Source organism: Polyangium sp. y55x31 (assembly GCF_029946505.1).
Classification (GTDB): domain Bacteria; phylum Myxococcota_A; class Polyangia; order Polyangiales; family Polyangiaceae; genus Polyangium.
In genome coordinates this window covers 1-18,134 of sequence record NZ_JARZHG010000050.1, presented here as the reverse complement: position 1 = coordinate 18,134, position 18,134 = coordinate 1, and the positions used below count along the sequence as shown (strand labels likewise).

General features: G+C 69.2%; 16 protein-coding genes. 11 read left to right on the top strand and 5 right to left on the bottom strand.

The genetic code is table 11. The features are described from left to right. Window positions 1-31 precede the first annotated feature (31 nt). The 3 genes from QHF84_RS45065 to QHF84_RS45055 are packed head-to-tail and all read right to left on the bottom strand — an operon-like array spanning window position 32 to window position 1,423. Window positions 32-412 carry a RidA family protein gene (locus QHF84_RS45065; protein ID WP_281319803.1) on the bottom strand — a complete coding sequence of 127 codons (381 nt, stop codon included), beginning with the start codon at window positions 410-412 and terminating at the stop codon, window positions 32-34. A 16-nt stretch (window positions 413-428) separates the two neighbouring features. Further along, window positions 429-1,100 carry a recombination mediator RecR gene (gene recR / locus QHF84_RS45060; protein WP_281319802.1) on the bottom strand — a complete coding sequence of 224 codons (672 nt, stop codon included), beginning with the start codon at window positions 1,098-1,100 and terminating at the stop codon, window positions 429-431. Beyond that, window positions 1,100-1,423 (bottom strand): YbaB/EbfC family nucleoid-associated protein, encoded by a 324-nt coding sequence (locus tag QHF84_RS45055; RefSeq protein WP_281319801.1) that lies wholly within the window; start codon window positions 1,421-1,423, stop codon window positions 1,100-1,102. Before QHF84_RS45055 ends, recR begins: the two co-directional genes overlap by 1 nt. A 155-nt stretch (window positions 1,424-1,578) precedes the next feature. Here QHF84_RS45055 and dnaX point away from each other — a divergent pair, with 155 nt between their 5' ends. Both dnaX and QHF84_RS45045 read left to right on the top strand, forming a co-directional pair. Then, window positions 1,579-3,651 (top strand): DNA polymerase III subunit gamma/tau, encoded by a 2,073-nt coding sequence (gene dnaX / locus QHF84_RS45050; protein WP_281319800.1) that lies wholly within the window; start codon window positions 1,579-1,581, stop codon window positions 3,649-3,651. Between the two features lie 8 nt (window positions 3,652-3,659). After that, entirely contained in the window at window positions 3,660-4,994 is a 1,335-nt protein-coding gene (locus QHF84_RS45045; RefSeq protein WP_281319799.1) for a sialidase family protein, read from the top strand. Here QHF84_RS45045 and bioA read toward each other — a convergent pair. Together bioA and QHF84_RS45035 are read right to left on the bottom strand one after the other, a co-directional pair. After that, window positions 4,991-6,328: an adenosylmethionine--8-amino-7-oxononanoate transaminase gene (gene bioA, locus QHF84_RS45040; RefSeq protein ID WP_281319798.1), complete on the bottom strand. Its 1,338-nt coding sequence runs from the start codon at window positions 6,326-6,328 to the stop codon at window positions 4,991-4,993. The two genes, QHF84_RS45045 and bioA, sit on opposite strands and share 4 nt — an antisense overlap. Further along, window positions 6,325-7,899 carry an ATP-binding protein gene (locus QHF84_RS45035; protein WP_281319797.1) on the bottom strand — a complete coding sequence of 525 codons (1,575 nt, stop codon included), beginning with the start codon at window positions 7,897-7,899 and terminating at the stop codon, window positions 6,325-6,327. The genes bioA and QHF84_RS45035 overlap by 4 nt, the downstream gene beginning before the upstream one ends. 375 nt (window positions 7,900-8,274) lie before the next feature. On the opposite strand from QHF84_RS45035, the gene QHF84_RS45030 reads away from it, so the two are divergent. The 9 genes from QHF84_RS45030 to QHF84_RS44990 form a co-directional block, all read left to right on the top strand. Continuing rightward, window positions 8,275-11,163, top strand: coding sequence for a vWA domain-containing protein (locus QHF84_RS45030; RefSeq protein WP_281319796.1), 2,889 nt, complete (start codon window positions 8,275-8,277; stop codon window positions 11,161-11,163). Further along, window positions 11,145-12,329, top strand: a complete 1,185-nt coding sequence (locus QHF84_RS45025; protein WP_281319795.1) for a pre-peptidase C-terminal domain-containing protein — start codon at window positions 11,145-11,147, stop codon at window positions 12,327-12,329. The genes QHF84_RS45030 and QHF84_RS45025 overlap by 19 nt, the downstream gene beginning before the upstream one ends. A gap of 36 nt (window positions 12,330-12,365) precedes the next feature. Beyond that, window positions 12,366-12,755 carry a (2Fe-2S) ferredoxin domain-containing protein gene (locus QHF84_RS45020; protein WP_281319794.1) on the top strand — a complete coding sequence of 130 codons (390 nt, stop codon included), beginning with the start codon at window positions 12,366-12,368 and terminating at the stop codon, window positions 12,753-12,755. Further along, the gene (locus QHF84_RS45015; RefSeq protein ID WP_281319793.1) at window positions 12,752-13,195 is read left to right on the top strand and encodes a hypothetical protein; all 444 of its coding nucleotides are present in this window, start codon (window positions 12,752-12,754) and stop codon (window positions 13,193-13,195) included. The genes QHF84_RS45020 and QHF84_RS45015 overlap by 4 nt, the downstream gene beginning before the upstream one ends. Before the next feature lie 30 nt (window positions 13,196-13,225). Continuing rightward, window positions 13,226-13,786, top strand: coding sequence for an isochorismatase family protein (locus QHF84_RS45010; protein WP_281319792.1), 561 nt, complete (start codon window positions 13,226-13,228; stop codon window positions 13,784-13,786). 134 nt (window positions 13,787-13,920) lie between these two features. Further along, on the top strand, window positions 13,921-15,324 hold the full coding sequence (locus tag QHF84_RS45005) for a sigma-54 dependent transcriptional regulator (protein WP_281319791.1): 1,404 nt from the start codon (window positions 13,921-13,923) through the stop codon (window positions 15,322-15,324). A gap of 181 nt (window positions 15,325-15,505) precedes the next feature. Continuing rightward, window positions 15,506-16,480, top strand: a complete 975-nt coding sequence (gene gspC / locus QHF84_RS45000; protein WP_281319790.1) for a type II secretion system protein GspC — start codon at window positions 15,506-15,508, stop codon at window positions 16,478-16,480. Between the two features lie 50 nt (window positions 16,481-16,530). Further along, window positions 16,531-16,833: a hypothetical protein gene (locus QHF84_RS44995; RefSeq protein ID WP_281319789.1), complete on the top strand. Its 303-nt coding sequence runs from the start codon at window positions 16,531-16,533 to the stop codon at window positions 16,831-16,833. A 39-nt stretch (window positions 16,834-16,872) separates the two neighbouring features. Continuing rightward, a partial coding sequence (locus tag QHF84_RS44990) for a secretin N-terminal domain-containing protein (protein ID WP_281319788.1) occupies window positions 16,873-18,134 on the top strand: 1,262 nt, incomplete at its 3' end.

The window sequence follows — 18,134 nt, the reverse complement described above, 5'->3', positions numbered from 1 at the left end:
GGCTCCCCTGGGGATTGACTTTGCCCAGGTGTCAAACATGGGCAATCGCATCGATTTCGACGGCGGCGCCCTTCGGCAGCGCCGACACTTGGATGGTCACGCGTGCGGGCGGCTCGGCGCCCACGACTTCTCCGTAAATCCGGTTGACGACCGCGAAATCGCCGAGATCGACGAGCCAGATCGTCGTCCGCACGACGTCGGGCCACGACGCGCCGGCGGCGCGGAGCACCTCGCCGAGGTTCGCGAGCGCTTGCTTCGTCTGCGCCTCGATCCCGCCTGCGACGAGCTCACCCGTCTTCGGGTCGATGGGGATCTGGCCGCTGCAAAAGACGAGGTTCCCGGCGCGCGTGGCCTGCGAGTACGGGCCGATCGCGGCGGGTGCATCCTTCGTGGAAATGATGGTTTTCGGCATCTGTCGTACCCTCCGTTCAGCCGAAGCTCTTCCGGCCCTCGATGGCGCGGCCGAGCGTGACTTGATCGGCGAACTCGAGGTCGCCCCCGTGGGGCACGCCGCTCGCGATGCGGGTCACGCGCGCGCCGAGCGAGGCCATCTCGCGCGCCACGAGCAGCGCCGTCGCCTCGCCGTCCACCGACGGCGGCGTCGCCACGAGCACCTCGCTCACGGGCGCCTCGGGATCCTTCACGATGCGCCGCAGCCGCTCGAGCGGCAGATCCTCGGCCGAGATCCCGTCGAGCGGCGAGAGCAGCCGCCCGAGCACGAAATACTTCCCGCGCATCACGCCGCTCCGCTCGATGGCGAGCAGGTCTTGCACCCGCGCGACCACGCAGAGCAGCGCCTTGTCACGCCGCTCGTCCCGGCAGATTGCGCAGCGCACGGGCTCGTCCGGCGGAGCTCCCTCGACGACCTCGGCGATGTTCCCGCAGCGCTCGCAGGGCCGCACGTGGTCGCGCAGCGTGGCGAGCTCGGCGCCGAGATCACGCGCGACTTCCTCGTCCGCCGTCGCCAGGAACAGGGCGAAGCGCTGCGCGGTCTTCTCGCCGACGCCGGGCAGCCGCGCGAACAGGTGCGCGACGCGTGTCAGACGTTCGGGCAAAGAAGAGGTGCGCGTGACGTAGGAGGTGGGGCTCCGCGTGGCCACTACGTGTGCATTCCCGGGATCTTCACGCCGCCCGTGACCTTCGCGATCTCGGCTTCGACGTGCTTGTCGGCCTGCTCGAGCGCCGAGTTCGCCGCGGCTGCCACCGCGTCGAGCGCCATCTCCAGGCCCTCGGCCGCGAGGAAGTCCGGATCGATCGCGATCTTCCGGACCTTGCCTTCGCAGGTCACGGTGACCGAGACCTTGTCCGACGCGGCGGTCGCCGAGATCTCGTGGTCCTTGATCTTGGCTTTCGCCTCGTCGATTTTGCGCTGCATCCGGGCCGCTTGGCGGACCAGCTCGTTCATTCCACCGCGAAATTGCATGGGAGGAGCGTGTATGCCGTGAAGTCGGCTGGGCTGCAAGGCCGGACGAACGCCCCGGCGCGCCTCTTCGCTCGCTTGCTGCCCGCCGCGCCGGTCCGGTTGCGGGGACGGGGTAGGGAGACGCGGCCGCGCCTTTCTGCTACGTCGAGGCGGCGATGAGCTACGTCGTCCTCGCGCGCAAGTACCGACCGCAGTCGTTCGAGGATCTCGTCGGTCAGGGGCACGTCTCGACCACGCTCGAGAACGCGATCGCCAAGAACCGCGTCGCGCACGCCTTCTTGTTCACGGGCGTCCGTGGCGTCGGCAAGACGACGAGCGCGCGCATCCTCGCGAAATCGCTCAACTGCGTGAAGGGTCCGACGTCGAAGCCCTGCCAGGAGTGCGCTCCTTGCAAGGAGATCACCGTCGGCAGCGACGTCGACGTTCAGGAGATCGACGGCGCGAGCTACACCGGCGTCGACGACGTCCGCAAGCTCCAGGAGAGCCTGCCGTACCGGCCTTCGCGCGACCGGTTCAAGATCTTCATCGTGGACGAGGTCCACATGCTCTCGAACAACGCGTGGAACGCGTTCCTCAAGACGCTCGAGGAGCCGCCGCCCCACGTGAAGTTCATCTTCGCGACGACCGAGGTCCACAAGATCCCGGTCACGATCCTGAGCCGCTGCCAGCGCTACGACTTCAAGCTCATCAGCGCGCTCTCGATCACGGCGCGCCTGCGCTTCGTCCTCGACCGCGAGGGCGTCGGTTACGAGGACGCGGCGCTCTCCATCATCGCGCGCGAGGCCGCGGGCAGCATGCGCGACGCGATGAGCTTGCTCGATCAGGTCCTCGCGTGGGTCGGCGTCGACGGCGACAAGCTCACGGCCGAGGGCGTGGCGCGGGTCCTCGGCGTCGCGGATCGCTCGGTCCTCCACGGGCTCGCGGCCGCGCTCGTCGACGGCGACGCCGAGGCGTGCCTGCGCACGGTCTCCGACCTCGCGCATCAGGGCTACGATCTGCCGCACGTCGCGCGGGATTTCCTCGCGCATTTGCGGGACCTCGTGGTCGCCAAGGTCTCCGCGGATCCGACGGGCCTGCTCGACCTCGCCGACAGCGAGCTCGCCGACGTGAAGTCCCTCGCGGCGCGCGCGGACGCCGACGACCTCGCGCGTTTGCATCAAGGATTTTCGCGTTCGTACGACGACGTCACGCGGAGCGGTCAACCACGCGCGGCGCTGGAGATGACGCTCGTACGCCTCGCGCGCCGGCCGCCCTTGATGCCGGTGGACGAGCTCTTGCGACGGATCGGGGAGATGGAACGTCGCCTACTCGGCAGCGGCGGGGGCGGCGCGCCCTCGGGAAGCGCCGGCCACGGCAGGCCCATGCAAGGCGGGGGAACGCCGCCGGGCCAGCGTCGAGGCGCCTCCGCCGACCCATCACCCGGTCCATCAGCCGCGAACGGTCCACCTGCCTTTTCTGCTCCGCAGAACGGCGCCGCGAACGGTCCACCTACCTTTTCTGCTCCGCAGAACGGCGCCGCGAGCGGTCCACCTACCTTTTCTGCGCCGCAGAACGGCGCCGTGAGCGGTCGCCCTTCCTTTTCTGCTCCGCAGAACGGTGCCGCGAGCGGCCCACCTGCCTTCTCTGCTCCGCAGAACGGCGCCGTGAGCGGTCGCCCTTCCTTCTCTGCTCCGCAGAATGGCGCCGCGAGCGGTCGCCCTTCCTTCTCTGCTCCGCAGAACGGCGCCGTGAACCGTCCTTCGACCGTTCCGCCTCCCGCCGAGGGCGCGTCCCGAGCACCTTCCGCCCCGAACCCCGCCGATCTCGCCGCCTTTCGCGCCGTGATCGAGCTCGTCCGCGCCAAGCGCGCGCCCCTCGCCTCCGTGCTCGAGCACGCGGCGCTGCTCCGCATCGGCCCCGACGGCATCGTGCTCGGCTTCGAGGCCGACTCCTTCCTCGGCAGGCAAGCGCAGGAGCCCATCGCCAAGGAGGCCATCCGCGCCGCCCTCGCCGCGCATTACGGCGGCAACCCCGACGTCACCTTCGAAACGCTCCGTCCCCAGAGCGGCGCGGTCACGGTCGCGCAGATCGACGGCGCCGGCCTCCGCGCCCGCCTCGACAACGCGCGCCGCGCCATCGCCGATCACCCCCTCGTCACGGCCGCGATCGAGCTGCTCGGGGCGGAGCTACGGGACGTTCGCCTCGGACACGAAGACGCCGCGGCCGCCGAGCGCATGTCGACGCGCTAGGATCGGCCATGCGCTTGCTCCCCTTCGCCGCGGCGATCGCGGCCTTCTCGCTCCTCGCGCCCGCCGAATCCCACGCGAACGGACGCTTCCCCATCGCCGACCAGCTCGTCGTCGACCCCAAGGATCCTTCGCACATCGTCCTGCGCACCACGTACGGCATCCTCGAGAGCTCGGACGCGGGCGGCGCGTGGTCGTGGAGCTGCGAAGGCGCGGTCGGCTACGGCGGCACCCAGGATCCGGCCATCGGCGTGCTCGGCGACGGAACCATCCTCGCCGGCGTCTTCGAAGGCCTCAGCATCAGCCACGATCGCGGCTGTTCCTGGGGTTTCGTCCAGGATCCCTTGACAGACGAGTACGTCATCGACGTCTCCGTCCACCGCGACGACCCTTCGCGCGGCGTCGCCATCACCTCCACCGGCAAGGGCACCGACGGCTTCCACGTGATCCTCGCCGAGACCGCCGACAACGGCGCCACCTGGACGCAGGCCGGCACGCCGCTCCTGAGCGATTTCATCGCCCTCACGGTCGACGTCGCGCCCTCGAACACGCAACGCGTCTTTGCGAGCGGCATCGTCGGCAAGTCTTTTGCGCCCGCGATCGAGCGCTCCGACGATCGCGGCGTCACCTGGACGCGCACCTACCTCGACGCGGCGTACGCGAAATTCGTCCCGTTCCTCGCCGCGATCGCCCCGGACAACCCCGACCGCGTCTACCTGCGCCTGAGCGGCGATCCGGTCGACAAGCTCCTCGTCAGCGACGACGCCGGCGCCACGTTCACCGAGGTCTTCACGGCCGCCGACGACCTGCTCGGCTTCGCTCTCTCGCCCGACGGCACGCGTGTCGCGATCGGCGGCCCCAAGGACGGCGTCCAGATCGCGAACACCGCGGACCTCGCGTTCCAGAAGGTCAGCAGCATCTACACGCGTTGCCTCACGTGGACGACCGCGGGCATCTACGCGTGCGGCAACCAGTTCGTCGACGGCTTCACGGTCGGCCTCTCGAAGGACGAGGGCAAGACGTTCGAAAACATCTACAACCTGGCCGAGATCTGCCCGCTCGAATGCGGCGAGGGCGCCACGACGCCGGAGGCGTGCATCATGAGCTGGCCTGGCGTCGCGGCGACGCTCGGGATCGAGCCGACCGCGTGTGGCGGCATCGGCGCAGGAAGCGGATCGGGCAGCGGCACCGGCGGAGGCTCGCCGCACGAGCTCGAAGCGGCGGGCGGCTGTGATTGCGGCCTGGGAAGCGCGTCGAGTGCGTCCGGCGCGGCCGTCCTGGCGGGGCTCGGCGCGCTCGCGATTCGCTTGCGAAGGCGCAGGGATCGCTCGGGGAAGACGCGCTAACGCAGCACCGCCCGCACGCTCTCCTCGACGATCCCCAGGAGCGTCTCGAGCTCGTCGTCCGTGATCGTGAGCGGCGGCGCCACGTACACCACGTCGCCGAGCGGCCGCAGATACGCCCCGCGCCGCCTCGCCTCTGCGTACACCCGCCATCCGAGCTCGCCGAGATAACTCGCGCCCTTCGACAGATCGAGCGCGCCGATCATCCCGAGCGAGCGCGCCCGCGACACACCCGGGATCGCGCCCATCGCCGTGAACGCCTTCGTGATCCGCGCGCCCTTCGCGCGGGCCTTCGCGAGGATCTCCTCCTCCCGGAAGATCGCGAGCACCTCGCGCGCGATGGCCGCGCCGAGCGGGTTTCCGCAGAACGAGTGCCCGTAATAAAAGGCTCGCTCCGGCGCGCCGAGGAACGCGTCGAAGACACGTTGTGTCGCGAGCGTCGCCGCCATCGGGAACATGCCGCCGGAAAAGCCCTTCGCGAGGCACATCAGGTCCGGCGTGATCCCCGCGTGATCACACGCCCACATCGGCCCCGTGCGCCCGTAGCCCGTGAACACCTCGTCGATCACGAGCAGCACGTCGTACCGATCGCAGAGCGCGCGCGCATGCCGCAGGTACGCCGCGTCGTACATCCGCATCCCCGTCGCGCCTTGCACGAGCGGCTCCAGCACCACCGCCGCGATCGTGTCGCTGCCCTCCGCGAGCAGCTTCTCGAGCGCCTCGAACGCCCGCGCATACCCTGCATCCGAAGGCGTATCGCCCTCGGGCGGCGGCACGTGGATGCACTCCATCAGCACGCCTGCGAACGGCTTGCGGAACACCTCCACGCCCCCGAGGCTCGTCGCGCCGATCGTCTCGCCGTGGAACGCGCCGTCGAGCGCGACGAACCGCCGCCGCTCGGGCCTTCCTTCGTTGTGCCACATCTGCAGCGCGAGCTTCAGCGCGACCTCCACCGCCGTCGAGCCGTCGTCGCTGTAGAACACCTTTCCGAGGCCCCGCGGCGCGATCGATACGAGCTCCTCGCCGAGCACCGCCGCGCCCTCGTGCGTCACGCCCGCGAGCGACACGTGGCAGAGCTTCTCGGCCTGACGCGCGAGCGCCGCCACGAGCCGCGGGTGGTTGTGCCCCAGCGTCGCGACCCACCAGCTCGAATTCGCGTCGAGGTAGCTCCGCCCATCCACGTCGAAGAACCGCGCGCCCGCGGCCCGTTCGACCACGAGCGGATCCACCTCGTCGATGTACCGCTGCATCGGCGTGTACGGGTGCCATACGTACCGCTTGTCCGCGCGCACGATCTCCGCGCGCCGCTGGGCCCTTTGATCTACGCCTCTCGTCACGTCTTCCTCCCGGCGAACGCGCGTCGGACTTCTACTGGCATCGGCGGCAGCGAGCTCGTCCGGTTGATCTCCGGCGGCACCGACCTCCGCCCCGGCGCAGGCTCGCCCTGCTGCGGCAAGAAGATCCGCACCTCCGTCCCCGCGCCCACGTCGCTCTGGATCGACAGCCGCCCGCCGTGCGCGTCCACGATCCGCGCCACGATCGCGAGGCCGAGGCCCGTCCCCGCCGCGCGCGTCGTGAAGAACGGATCGAGCGCGCGATCGCGCACCGACGTGTCCATCCCCTCGCCCGTGTCCGCGATGCGCACCTCGACCCCGCTCGCGCCGCTCTCCGCGTGCGCCACGAGCGTCACCGTCAAGGATCCGCCGCCCGGCATCGCTTGCAGCGCGTTCGTCACGATGTTCTCGAACACCTGCCTTAGCAGCATCGGATCGGCCTGGATCCGCTCGAGCGGCTCAGGCTCCACGAGCGTCACCTTCACGCTCGTCTGGTTCTGCGACAGCGCGAGCGCGCGCTCCACGATCTCGCGCGCCGACACGGGCTGACGCTCGCACCGCACGGGCCGCGCGTACCGGAGCAGATCCCCCACGAGCCGGTTCAGCCGCGACGCCTCCTCGTCGAGGATCCCGAGCAGCGTCTGCCGATCGTCCTCGCCGAGCCCTTCACGACGGAGCGTCGCCACCGCGGTCGTGATGATCGCCAAGGGGTTGCGCACCTCGTGCGCGATCACCGCCGACAGCTCTCCCACCGCCGCGAGCTGCTCCTTGCGCACGATCTCCGCCTGCGCCGCGCGAAGATCCTCGTAGGCCCGCGCGATCTCCGCCGACCTCTGCTTCAGCTCCGACGCGCGCTCCTCCAGCCTTTGCCGCAGCGCCACGTAACGCGACAGCAGCGACATCACGACGCCCATCACGAACGCCGCGTATCCGTACGGGCTCGTGAGCGGCTTGCCTTGCCCGAGCACCCCGTGAAACCCGTCGTAGCCCGTGCTCACGACGAGCGCGATCGCGCCCCACAGCGACGGGAGCAGATCCGACCGCCCGCGCAGCGCGCCTCGCACGAACACCGTCATCCCGAAGACCGCCGTCGCGAACGAGCCGACCGACAGCACCGCCGCGAGCGGATGCGCGGGCGTCGTGACCTCCACGACCGAGAGCCCGAGCAGCGACACCGGCGCTTCGGCCACGGTGTCGAACTGCCGCACGTGCTCGATCACGCTCGCGACCCCGAGAAGCGCCGCCGCGCCGTAGATCGCGAAGAGCACCCGCGGGGCGAGGCGCATCTGCGAGAGATGCGCGACCACGTGCGCGAGCAGCGCCGCCGCGAGCACGCGCCCCACGTCCGAGGCGAGCAGCGAACCGCGCACGAGGGCTGCGTCCCGCATCACGTGCAGCGCTGCCACGCCCGCCGTGTGCACCGACAGCGCGAGGCAGAGGAACCCGAACAGGACGAAGTCGACCTCGCGCCCGCGCAGGCGCTCTTTCCGCCGCGCGACGAAGCAGAACGTGGCGATCGCGACGTACGCGACCACCCACGCGCTCAAGAATCCGGCGATGGAGTGGGCGTGCACGGTCCTTGGAGCTTTCCCCGATCCGGCGAGCCAGGGCCATCGGGAGTCGGCCGCATCGTCGGGCCGGGAAGGGCCTTCGCCCGGGCCGAGCATGCGCGTGGACCCGGGCCCCGACAAGCCCGTTTTTCGAGGCGCTCCCTCCCGCCCCCGGGCGGCGTGCGCTGGTTGTGAAACCGTTGCGGCCTACGCAACTTTTTCCCCGGTAGACGGCGTTACCAGGGTCCTCGACTGCGAAGCCACCCACGCGCATTCCGCCTCAGCGCCCGTGCCTTCGCATGGACACGGCCCGACCGTTCGGGGCACGTTGCTTGCTTCTTTCGCCCCGGATCCTGCAGTCTTCGCTTGTTGCGAAGGATCCACCGGAGGTTTCGACCCATGGCGCGTGCGTCGGGCAGATCGACAGGGATGCTCGAAAAGAACGGCTCGTCCGGCGCGGGATCCCGCGCGGCTCTCCGCTCGACCTTTGCCCTCGTGATGCTCGTCCTCGCGCCTCTCGGCGTGGTCTTCGCCGCGTGCTCGGCCGATGGGCCGCTCGGGGCGCGGCCCGGTGAGGGCGGCAGCGGCGGCAGCGGCGGGACCGGCGCCGGCCCGAGCGTGGGCCCCTGCGTGGATGGCCAGGCGCGCGATTGCCACGTCACGATCGGCGAGCAAAACGGGATCCTCACCTGCCTCGACGGCACGCAGCAGTGCGTCGAAGGCGAGTGGGCCCCCTGCGCCGAGGGCACCATCTCCTCCCGCGCCGCGCCGCCGAAGTCGAAGATCCGCGAGACCTCGGCGCGCCCCGACGACGATCAGGGCGGCGGCATCATCATCCTGAACCACGTCTCGAGCGCGTGCGCCAACAACCCCTGCGATCCCTCGTGCCAGGTCTTCGACGAGGAGCCCGACGCCGGCCTCAAGCTCGACGCCGGGGGCAGCGTCTTCAACTGGCAGACCGGCGACCTCGACGATTTCCCGAACGGCCTCGTGAACAAGGGCCTGAAGGAGCCGTGCGCCCAGGCGGCCGACTGCCAGTTCAACATGCAGTGCGAGAGCCCGACCTCGAACACGTGCTCGCACCACAAGTGCTCCGTCGGCGAAGGGCTCTATCCCGAGTGTGATCCGTGCGTGAAGACGATCTGCACCGCGGATCCGACCTGCTGCCTCGTCCCGTACAGCGGCACCTGCGCGCACGACCCGTGCGTCACCGGCGTCGGCTTGAAGAAGACCTGCAGCACCTGCGTGAACACCGTCTGCACGGCGAACCCGACCTGCTGCACCGGCACGTGGACGCAGGCTTGCGTGGACGCCTTCGCCGCTGCGTGCCCGAAGAGCTGCGCCGGGGTGCAGGGGAGCTGGACGCCGAGCTGCGTCGACAAGGTCTACAGCCTCTGCGGCGCCGAGTGCAAAACCGACCCGCCCTGCGCGCACGACAAGTGCTACTCGGGCTCCGCGCTGAGCGCCGCTTGTGACCCGTGCGTCGCCACGATCTGCCAGGCGAGCCCCTCGTGCTGCACGACGAAGTGGGACAACCTCTGCGTCGACAAGGTCAAGACGCTCTGCAACGAGAGCTGCCCCGCCAAGGGCGTGTGCACGCCGTGGCTGCCCGGCGAAACCGACCCGAAATGCCCCGGGATCGACCTCTCCGTCGGCGTCCCGTGCAACGGCGTCGTACCCGTCTGCAACCACGGACAAACCCAGGCGCCCACGGGCATCCGCCTCGTCCACTTCCCGGCGAACTCGCAGCAGTACCCGAAGTGCACGCCCGATCAGACGCACCCCGGCATGATGGAGTGCCTCACGCAGGCGCCCATCCCGCCCGGCAAGTGCATCAACGTCGACGCGAACGCCTGCGGCATCGGCAACGGCAACCGCGAGATCATGATCAACCCGCCGAAGAAGACGGCGGCGAACCCCTACGTCACCGAGTGCTTCTGCGAGAACAACTGGTCGCTCTCGAGCGGCGGCAACGCTTGCGAGGCGCCCGATTGCTCCTCCGTCACGAGCCGGACCATCCGCCCCGTGAACATGTTCGTCCAGTTCGACCGCTCCGGCTCGATGACCACGAACGATCGCTGGGGCAAGACCACCGGCGCGCTGAAGGCCTTCTTCTCGGACCCCGCCTCGGCCGGCATAGGCGTCGCGCTCCGCTTCTGGGAGCACTACAAGCCCGTCACCGGCTGCGACGACACGAACTGCAGCATCGACGCGTGCTCGGTCCCGCTCGTCGCGCTCGGCAAGCTCACGACCGCGTCTGCGCCGACGGACACGCAGGAGCAGAAGCTCATCAACGAGATCAACAACACCCTGCCCGCCGCCGACACGCCGCTCCTGCCCGCGCTCGCCGGCGCTGAAAAGTGGGCCAAGGCCTACCAGCTCGCGAACCCGAACCAGCAGACCGTCGTCGTGCTCGTCACCGACGGCTACCCGAACTCCTGCGGCACCGACTCGAACACGATCGCGGGCTACGCCGAGGACGCGTACCTCAACGCCGGCGTGCTCACGTACGCGATCGGCATCCAGGACGCGAACGTCGCCTTGATGAACCTCATCGCGCAGAAGGGCGGCACGGCCAACGCGTTCTTCGTCACCGATCAGGGCGACGCGCAGCAGCAGATGCTCTCCGCGCTGCTCGAGATCAAAGGCGACGTCGTCGCGTGCGAGTTCGACCTGCCGAACGCGGGCCTCTTCGATCCCTCGAACGCGACGGTCACGTTCATGCCCACGTCCGGCAACGCCGTCTCGTTCGCCAAGGTCGCGAGCCAGGCCGCGTGCGGCAACGGCTGGTACTACGACAACGCCCAGAACCCGAAGAAGATCTTCCTCTGCCCGACCACGTGCCAGACCGTGCTGAACTCGGCCGGCGCGACGATCGACGTCGAGCTCGGCTGCCCCGGCGCGTACACCGCGCAGACGTTCACGCACGTGTATCAGGCCACGTGCCCCACGGGCACCAAGGTGCAGTGGGGCTACTTCGCCTACGACAGCGTCACGCCCGGCGATTCGAACCTCGCCTTCGCCGCGCGCACCGCGGACACCGCGGCCGCGCTCTCGGGCGCGTTCACCACGCTCGCGACGGCCAAGACCTCGCCCGTCGACACGCAGCTCTGCACCATGGCCGGCCCCTCGCCGTGCCCGATCGACATGTACACGAAGCTCGGTTTGCCCGGCGCGCGGCAGTCGTTCCTCGAGTTCTCCGTCACCTTCAACCCGACCACCAACAAGGGCGCCGCGCCGACCCTCAACGGCTGGGAGATCACCTACTCGTGCGTCGACAGCGAATGACCTCGCGCATCTGGCCCCTCGCCGCGCTCTTCGGCCTCGCGCTCGTCGCGTGCGGCGAAGACGAGCTCCCGCCGCGACAAACCACCACCTCGTCGAGCTCCGGCAGCGGAGGACAAGGCGGCGCAGGCGGACAAGGCGGCGCGGGCGGCGTCGGCGGCGTGGGTGGACAAGGCGGCGCGGGCGGCATCGGCGGGCAAGGCGGCACGGGCGGTAGCCCGCCCGATCCCGTCTGCGGCGACGGCAACCTGAACCCCGAGATCGGCGAGGAATGCGACGACGGAAACCCCGGCGGCGCCGACCTCTGCGACGCGAACTGCAAGCTCGTCACGAGCGAGGCCGAGCCGAACAACACGCCCGCGCAAGCGAACGCGTGGAGCTCGCCGTGGGGCGCGCAAATCGCGCCGGCCGGCGACGTCGACGTCTTCTCGTTTGATGTGCCCGCGTCCGCGAGCCTCGTCGTCGAGACCCGCGACCCGGGCGACGGCGCCTGCGCCGCGTCGAAGCTCGACACCGTCGTCGAGATCCTCGGCTCGAACGGCGCCACCGTGCTCGCGAGCGACGACGACGCGGGCGAGGGCTACTGCTCGCGCGCCACGCTCGCGCTCGTCCAGCCGGGCCTCTACTACGCGCGCGTCACCGCCGCGCCCGACACTCCGAACCCCACGTTCCACTACCGCCTCGTGATCGACGCGATCACCAACACCTGCGGCGACGGCGTGCGTACGCCCGGCGAGCAATGCGACGACGGCGGCACCACCGCGGGCGACGGATGCAGCCCGACCTGTCAGCTCGAGATCCACGAGACCGAGCCGAACGACACGATCGCCCAGGCGAACACCTTCACGAGCGGCTGGCAGGCGATCCTCTCGCCCGTCATGGATGCCGACTACGTCTCCGTCCAGGTCGCGACGGACGGCTCCGTGATCACCGCGCAGACCGGCGACGCCGGCCTCGGCGGCTGCGTGATGAGCACGCTCGACACGATCGTCACGATCCTCGATTCCACCGGCAAGGAGCTCGTCACGAATGACGACGCCTTCGGCTACTGCTCGCTCGCCAAGGCGGAGAACGTCGCGGCCGGCACGTACTACGTGCGCGTCACGGCGGGCGGCCGCGCCTCGGATCCGAGCTACTACGGCCTCTCCGTCTCCGTCACGACCCCCTGACTTGACCGCCGCGAGCCCCGGCGTAAGGCTCGCGTCGTGCCTCAACGCAAGCGTTACCTCTTCGTCTGCGTGAACCGCCGCCCCGACGGCACGCCCAAGGGCTCGTGCGCGCAGCGCGGCGCCGTCGAGATCCACGCCGCTCTCAAGGACGCGCTCAAGGATCGGGGCCTCGCGAAGACCGAGGTGCGCGCCTGCACGTCGAGCTGCCTCGACGTCTGCTGGGCCGGCCCGGCCATTGCCGTCGAGCCCGACGGCTACTTCTACGGCCGCGTCACGATGGAGGACGTCCCCGCGATCGTCGAATCGCTCGCGAACGGCACCCGCGTCGAGCGCCTCCTTTTGCCCTCCAACGATTTCGACGAGAAGACCGCCGGACCTCCGCTGCCTGCTCCAAAAGCCAAGCCTGCGGAGGGCGGCGAGCCGTGAGCGGCTTCGAGTTTCGCGAGACGATGGCGGGCAGCTACCACCGCGTGGACGAGCCCCACCAAGAGCGACCTCTCGCGTTCACGATCCGCGCCAAGAGCGCCCCGCTCCTCCGCTTCCTCCGCCGCCCCGAGGTCGAGATCGAGGGCGCGATCGACGCCCCGGGCCTCGCGGATCATCGCTACCTCCGCGGCACCCTCGGCATGGACCTCCTCCGCACGGGCACGCTCCCCTACGCGTTCCGCTTCCGGGGCGACGACGACAAACCGTACGTCTTCGAAGGCCAGAAAGACGTCTCCGTGCGGGAGCTACTCGAATCGATGACCGTGCTCCCCGGCGCCATCAAAAACGAGGATGGCGCCGTCGTCGCTCGCGCGCTCTTGCGCTTCGACGCTCGCAGCGACCTCGTCAAATTCTTGAGGAGCTTCCGGCTCTCTCGCTGACCGCTCTCGTCACCCGTTGGAGGACAAACGATGCGACGGCTCGATCCCAAGACGAGCGTGGTGCTCGTCGTCGACGTGCAGGACAAACTCGCCGCGGCCATGCCCGAGGACCGCATGAAGGACCTCGTCCGCGCTGCCACGGTGCTCCTCGAGGCCGCCGACCTCCTCGGCGCGCGCGTGATCGCCACCGAGCAGTACCCCGCGGGCCTCGGCCGCACGATCGCGCCGATCGGCGACAAGCTCCGCGCCCTCCGCGCGCCCGTCGTCGAGAAGATCGACTTCTCCGCTTGTGACGAACGTGGCTTCGAGCGCGCGTGGGCCTCGATCGGCACGCCGCGCAACGCGATCGTCCTCGGCATGGAGACGCATGTCTGCGTCATGCAGACCGTGCGCGAGCTCGCCACACGTGGAACCAACGTGCACGTCATCGCCGACGGCGTCGCCTCGCGCCGCGACGATCACCGCGCCATCGGCCTCGAACTCTGCCGCGCCGCCGGCGCCACGATCACCACGATGGAGACCGTCGTCTTCGACTGGCTCGGACGCGCCGGGACGGAGTCCTTCAAGAAGCTCTCGAAGTTGATCCGCTGACACCCTGGCAACCGGACATCCTGGCAACGGCGCATCCCGTCGATTTTCGTGATCTCAGCCACCTCGCCCTTGCCAAGTTGACGAACCGTCAGACAACGTGGACACCGTGCCTGCCGGTGTGACATGTTGTCGACATGGTTGACGAGCTGTCAGGATCTTCGACGCCCGCGCCTCCCGAGGCGAAGGCCGGGGCCGACGCGCCCACCGTGCTCGTGGTGGACGACGAGCCCAGTAACCTTGCTTCCATCGAGAAGATTTTCCAGCGCGACGGCATGCGCGTCCTCACGGCGTCCTCGGCCCGCGCCGCGCTCGACCTTCTCCGCGGACACCGCGTCGAGGTCGTCCTCACCGACCTCATGATGCCCGGCACCAGCGGCATCGAGCTCCTCCGCGCGATCAAGCAGCTCGCCCCCGACACCGAGGTCGTCCTCATGACGGCGTACGGCACCGTCGAGACGGCCGTCCAGGCCATGCGCGAGGGCGCCTACGACTTCGTCGAAAAGCCCCTCAAGCGGATGACGATCATCAAGAGCGTCCGCAAAGCCGCGGAGCGCCGCTCCCTCGTCGCCGAAAACCGCTCCCTCCGCCAGGAGCTCAAGCTCCTCACGAAGCGCGAGATCATCGGATCGAGCCCGGCGCTCCGCCGCGTCCTCGACGTCGCCACGCAGGCCGCGCCCTCGTCCGCCACCGTGCTCGTCCTCGGCGAAAGTGGCACGGGCAAGGAGCTCGTCGCTCGTTACATCCACGATCACAGCGCGCGCCGCCACGGGCCTTTCGTCGCGGTCAACTGCTCCGCCATCCCGGAGACCATCCTCGAAGCCGAGCTCTTCGGCCACGAGCGCGGCGCATTCACCGGCGCTTTCGCGCGCCGCGAGGGTCGATTCGCCAAAGCGGCGGGCGGCACCCTCTTCCTCGACGAGATCGGCGAGCTCACGCCTTCCGTTCAGGTCAAGCTCCTGCGCGTCCTGCAGGAAAACGAATACGAGCCCATCGGCGGCGATACCGTCCGCGCCGACGTTCGAATCGTCGCCGCCACCAACAAGGACCTCCGCGCCGAGATCGCGGCCGGCCGCTTCCGCGAGGACCTTTTTTATCGCCTGAACGTCATCGCCATCACCGTGCCTCCGCTCCGGGCGCGCCGCGAGGACATCCCGCTGCTCGTCGACCATTTTCTCGGTGTTTACTGCGCGAAGAACAATCGCGGCCGCCTCGAAGCCCCGCGTGAGGTCATCGCGCGCCTGCTCGACTACTCGTTCCCGGGCAACGTCCGCGAGCTGGAAAACGTGATCGAGCGCGCCGCCGTCCTCTGCCGCGGCGAGAAATTGTCCGTCGAGGACCTCCCCGAGTCGATCCGCGAGAGCCTCGCCGCGGCCCCCGAGACGATCACGTTCTCGGTCGGAACGCCGCTCGACGAGGTCGAACGCCGGCTCATCCGGGAGACCCTCCGTTACGCCCATGGCGACAAATCCGTCGCCGCCCAGCTCCTCGGGATCTCCACCCGCACGATCTATCGCAAGCTCGGAGAGATCGAGGGTTGATCACCGGGAAGACCGGGGCGACCCCGTCGCTTGAAAATCCGATTGTCACTTTGGCAATCCTCGCCGCCCCCACCCTCCCCCCTTCGCCACCTTGTCGATCGTGGCCTTCCCGCGCGAAAAAAGGCCCGGGAAGCGCTAAGGTCGGGGCTGGCACGTCTCTCGCTAGTACGGAGCTGGGCTCATGGGACTCGATGCGATCCTGAAGCGCTACTTTCCCGCGGTCATCTGCCTCTTGATCGCCTCCGCCGCCTATTTCCAGGCGTCCGGAATGGGCGAGCTCGTCGCCGGCAGCGTCCTGCTCGATCCGTCGTCGATGCCACCGCCGCCGCCGCCGCCCAAGGGTGGCGCGTCGCACACGAGCTCCGGACAGGAACGCACGGTCAACGCTGGGCCGATCCTGAGCCGCAACCCGTTCGACTCCGTCACGGGCCCTCTCGACGGCAAGCCCCTCGATCTGCCGAGCCCCGCCGAGTCGCCGGCGCCCGATAACAGCGATCCTTACAACGATCCCGTCTGCGACGTCGGCAAGGTCCTTTTGATCACGCAATCGGAAGATCCCGATTGGTCGTTCGCGGCCATTGCGGGCTCGGACGGCAAAGCGCAGCTCCGGCGGCGCGGCGACGACGTCTCGGGCCACCAGATCTACTGGATCGGCTGGGATCGCGTGTGGCTCATGAGCGGCAGCTCGCGCTGCCAGATGCAGGTGCACGGCGAGCCGCCGAAGAAGCTCGCGTCCGCCTCGCCTGCGCCTTCGAGCACGCCGGACGCGCCGAAGCCGAAAGGCAAAGGGAAAGCCGTTCCGAAGGAGATCGCGGACAAGATTCACAAGATCAGCGAAAACCAATTCGACGTCGAGCGTTCGGTCGTCGATCAGATCCTGGAGAATCAGGCGGAGCTCATGCGGTCGGCGCGCATCGTACCCGAAAAGGAGGGCGACAAGGTCGTCGGGATCCGGCTCTTCGGCGTGCGCCCGGAATCGCTGCTCGGTACACTCGGCCTCGAGAATGGCGACCGCCTCCAGTCCATCAATGGCTTCGAGATGAGCGACCCGCAGAAAGCGCTCGAGGCATACGCGCGGCTCCGCACCGCGGACAAGCTCCAGGTGAGCGTCAATCGGCGAGGCAAGCCGATGAACATCGATTTCAACATCAAGTGACCGGGACGAACGGTTCCGCGACGAACGGCATCGAGACGGGAGACCGAGGGATGGCCAAGCTCAAGCTGCCTGCATTCAACGAGGGAAGCCTCCTCCAGCGAACGCTGCTCTACGTGGGCACGTTCGTCGTGGGCTCGATCGGCTTCGTCGCCCTCGCGAGCCTGCTCGTCGTCACGATCGCGAAATCCGTCTTGCCCGCCCGGGGCGAATCCAGCGAGGCGAGTGAGTCTAGCTCGGACAAACCGGCCGAGGTCGCCGCGGCGACGCCGGGCAAACCGACGACCAAGCTCCCGCGCCCGAAGCGTGGTAAAGCGGCCGCCCCGGCCGAGCCGCCCGCCGAGGCCACGCCCTGAAGTCTTCCGTAGCGAATGACCGAATCGAATTCGAGGATCATGAACACGCCTTACAGAAACTCCCGCCTGGGAAGGTTTGGCTTCGGTTTCGCCGCGCTGCTCTGCGCCTCCGCACCCGCGATCGCGTCCGCGCAGAATGGTCCGCCGCGCGGCGCGCCCGTCCTCAAGACGCCCGGCGCGCGCCCGCAGGCCGCCCCCCAGACCGGCGCGCCCCCGGCGGCGGCCGGCGGCGCCGGGGCCAACCCGAATGCGGGCAATCCTCCCGGCTTCCCGCCCGGCCCGCCGCCGCGCGCTGCGACGCCGTTTGGCCCCGCGCCCGTCGTCGGCGAGGATCCCATGGCCGGCGTCAAGCAGGGCCCGAAGGAAATCGATTTCAAGCCGCGTAATGGCAACTTCATGGTCTCCTTCAATCTGGAGGAGGCCGACCTCAACGAGCTCGTCAAGGCCATCAGCAACATCACCGGCCGGCGCTTCATCTATGGCGGCAAGCTCCGCCAGATCAAGGCCACGGTGTATTCGCCGGACAAGGTCACGGTGCAGGAGGCGTACAGCGCGTTCCTCTCGATCCTCGAGACGAACGGCCTCACCGTCATTCCGCACGGCCGTTTCCTCAAGATCGTGGAGACCCCCGGCGTCGTCTCGCAGACGACCCCCATTTACGGCGCCGGCACCGCGGTCCCCGCCGAGGATCGCTTCATCACCCGCATGTATCGCGTCGCCAGCGTCGATCCGAACGAGGCCGCGAACGTCCTCGGGAAGTTCAAATCGAAGGAGGGCGACATCACGGTCCACCCGTCCGGCAACCTCATCATCATGACGGACACGGGCTCGAACGTGCAGCGCATGATCCGCATCCTCGAGGACATCGACGTCGGCGGCGCGGGGGATCAGATCTGGTTCGAGCCGATCCATTATGCCGGGGCGAACGACGTCGCCATGAAATTGAACGAGATCCTCGATCTCAAGCCGGGCGCCGGAGGCAAGGGCGGCGCGCGGGGCGGCGCGGGCGGCGGCGGCGCGGGCGGCGGCGCGCGCATCATCGCCGACGACCGCACGAATTCGCTCGTCATCACGGCGAACCAGCCCGATTACATGCGCCTGCTCGAGCTCATCAAGCGCATGGACGTCCCGCAATCCGGCGAGGGGCAAATGCACGTATTGCCCCTCCAGCACGCTGGTTGCAAGGACCTCTCGGGCACGCTGAATCAGCTCCTCGGCGGCGCGGGCGGCGCGGGCGGCGGCGCCGCGGCCGGCGGTCGCCGCAACGCGCAGGCGGCCCCGCCCGTCCCCGGCTCGACCGA

Excerpts from the sequence above, each read along its gene's own strand:
- QHF84_RS45065 (WP_281319803.1), bottom strand. The coding sequence starts at position 412 with ATGCCGAAAACCATCATTTCCACGAAGGATGCACCCGCCGCGATCGGC.
- QHF84_RS44995 (WP_281319789.1), top strand. The coding sequence starts at position 16,531 with ATGGCCAAGCTCAAGCTGCCTGCATTCAACGAGGGAAGCCTCCTCCAG.
- QHF84_RS45045 (WP_281319799.1), top strand. The coding sequence starts at position 3,660 with ATGCGCTTGCTCCCCTTCGCCGCGGCGATCGCGGCCTTCTCGCTCCTC.
- dnaX (WP_281319800.1), top strand. The coding sequence starts at position 1,579 with ATGAGCTACGTCGTCCTCGCGCGCAAGTACCGACCGCAGTCGTTCGAG.
- QHF84_RS45055 (WP_281319801.1), bottom strand. The coding sequence starts at position 1,423 with ATGCAATTTCGCGGTGGAATGAACGAGCTGGTCCGCCAAGCGGCCCGG.
- QHF84_RS45005 (WP_281319791.1), top strand. The coding sequence starts at position 13,921 with ATGGTTGACGAGCTGTCAGGATCTTCGACGCCCGCGCCTCCCGAGGCG.
- QHF84_RS45030 (WP_281319796.1), top strand. The coding sequence starts at position 8,275 with ATGGCGCGTGCGTCGGGCAGATCGACAGGGATGCTCGAAAAGAACGGC.
- QHF84_RS45010 (WP_281319792.1), top strand. The coding sequence starts at position 13,226 with ATGCGACGGCTCGATCCCAAGACGAGCGTGGTGCTCGTCGTCGACGTG.
- gspC (WP_281319790.1), top strand. The coding sequence starts at position 15,506 with ATGGGACTCGATGCGATCCTGAAGCGCTACTTTCCCGCGGTCATCTGC.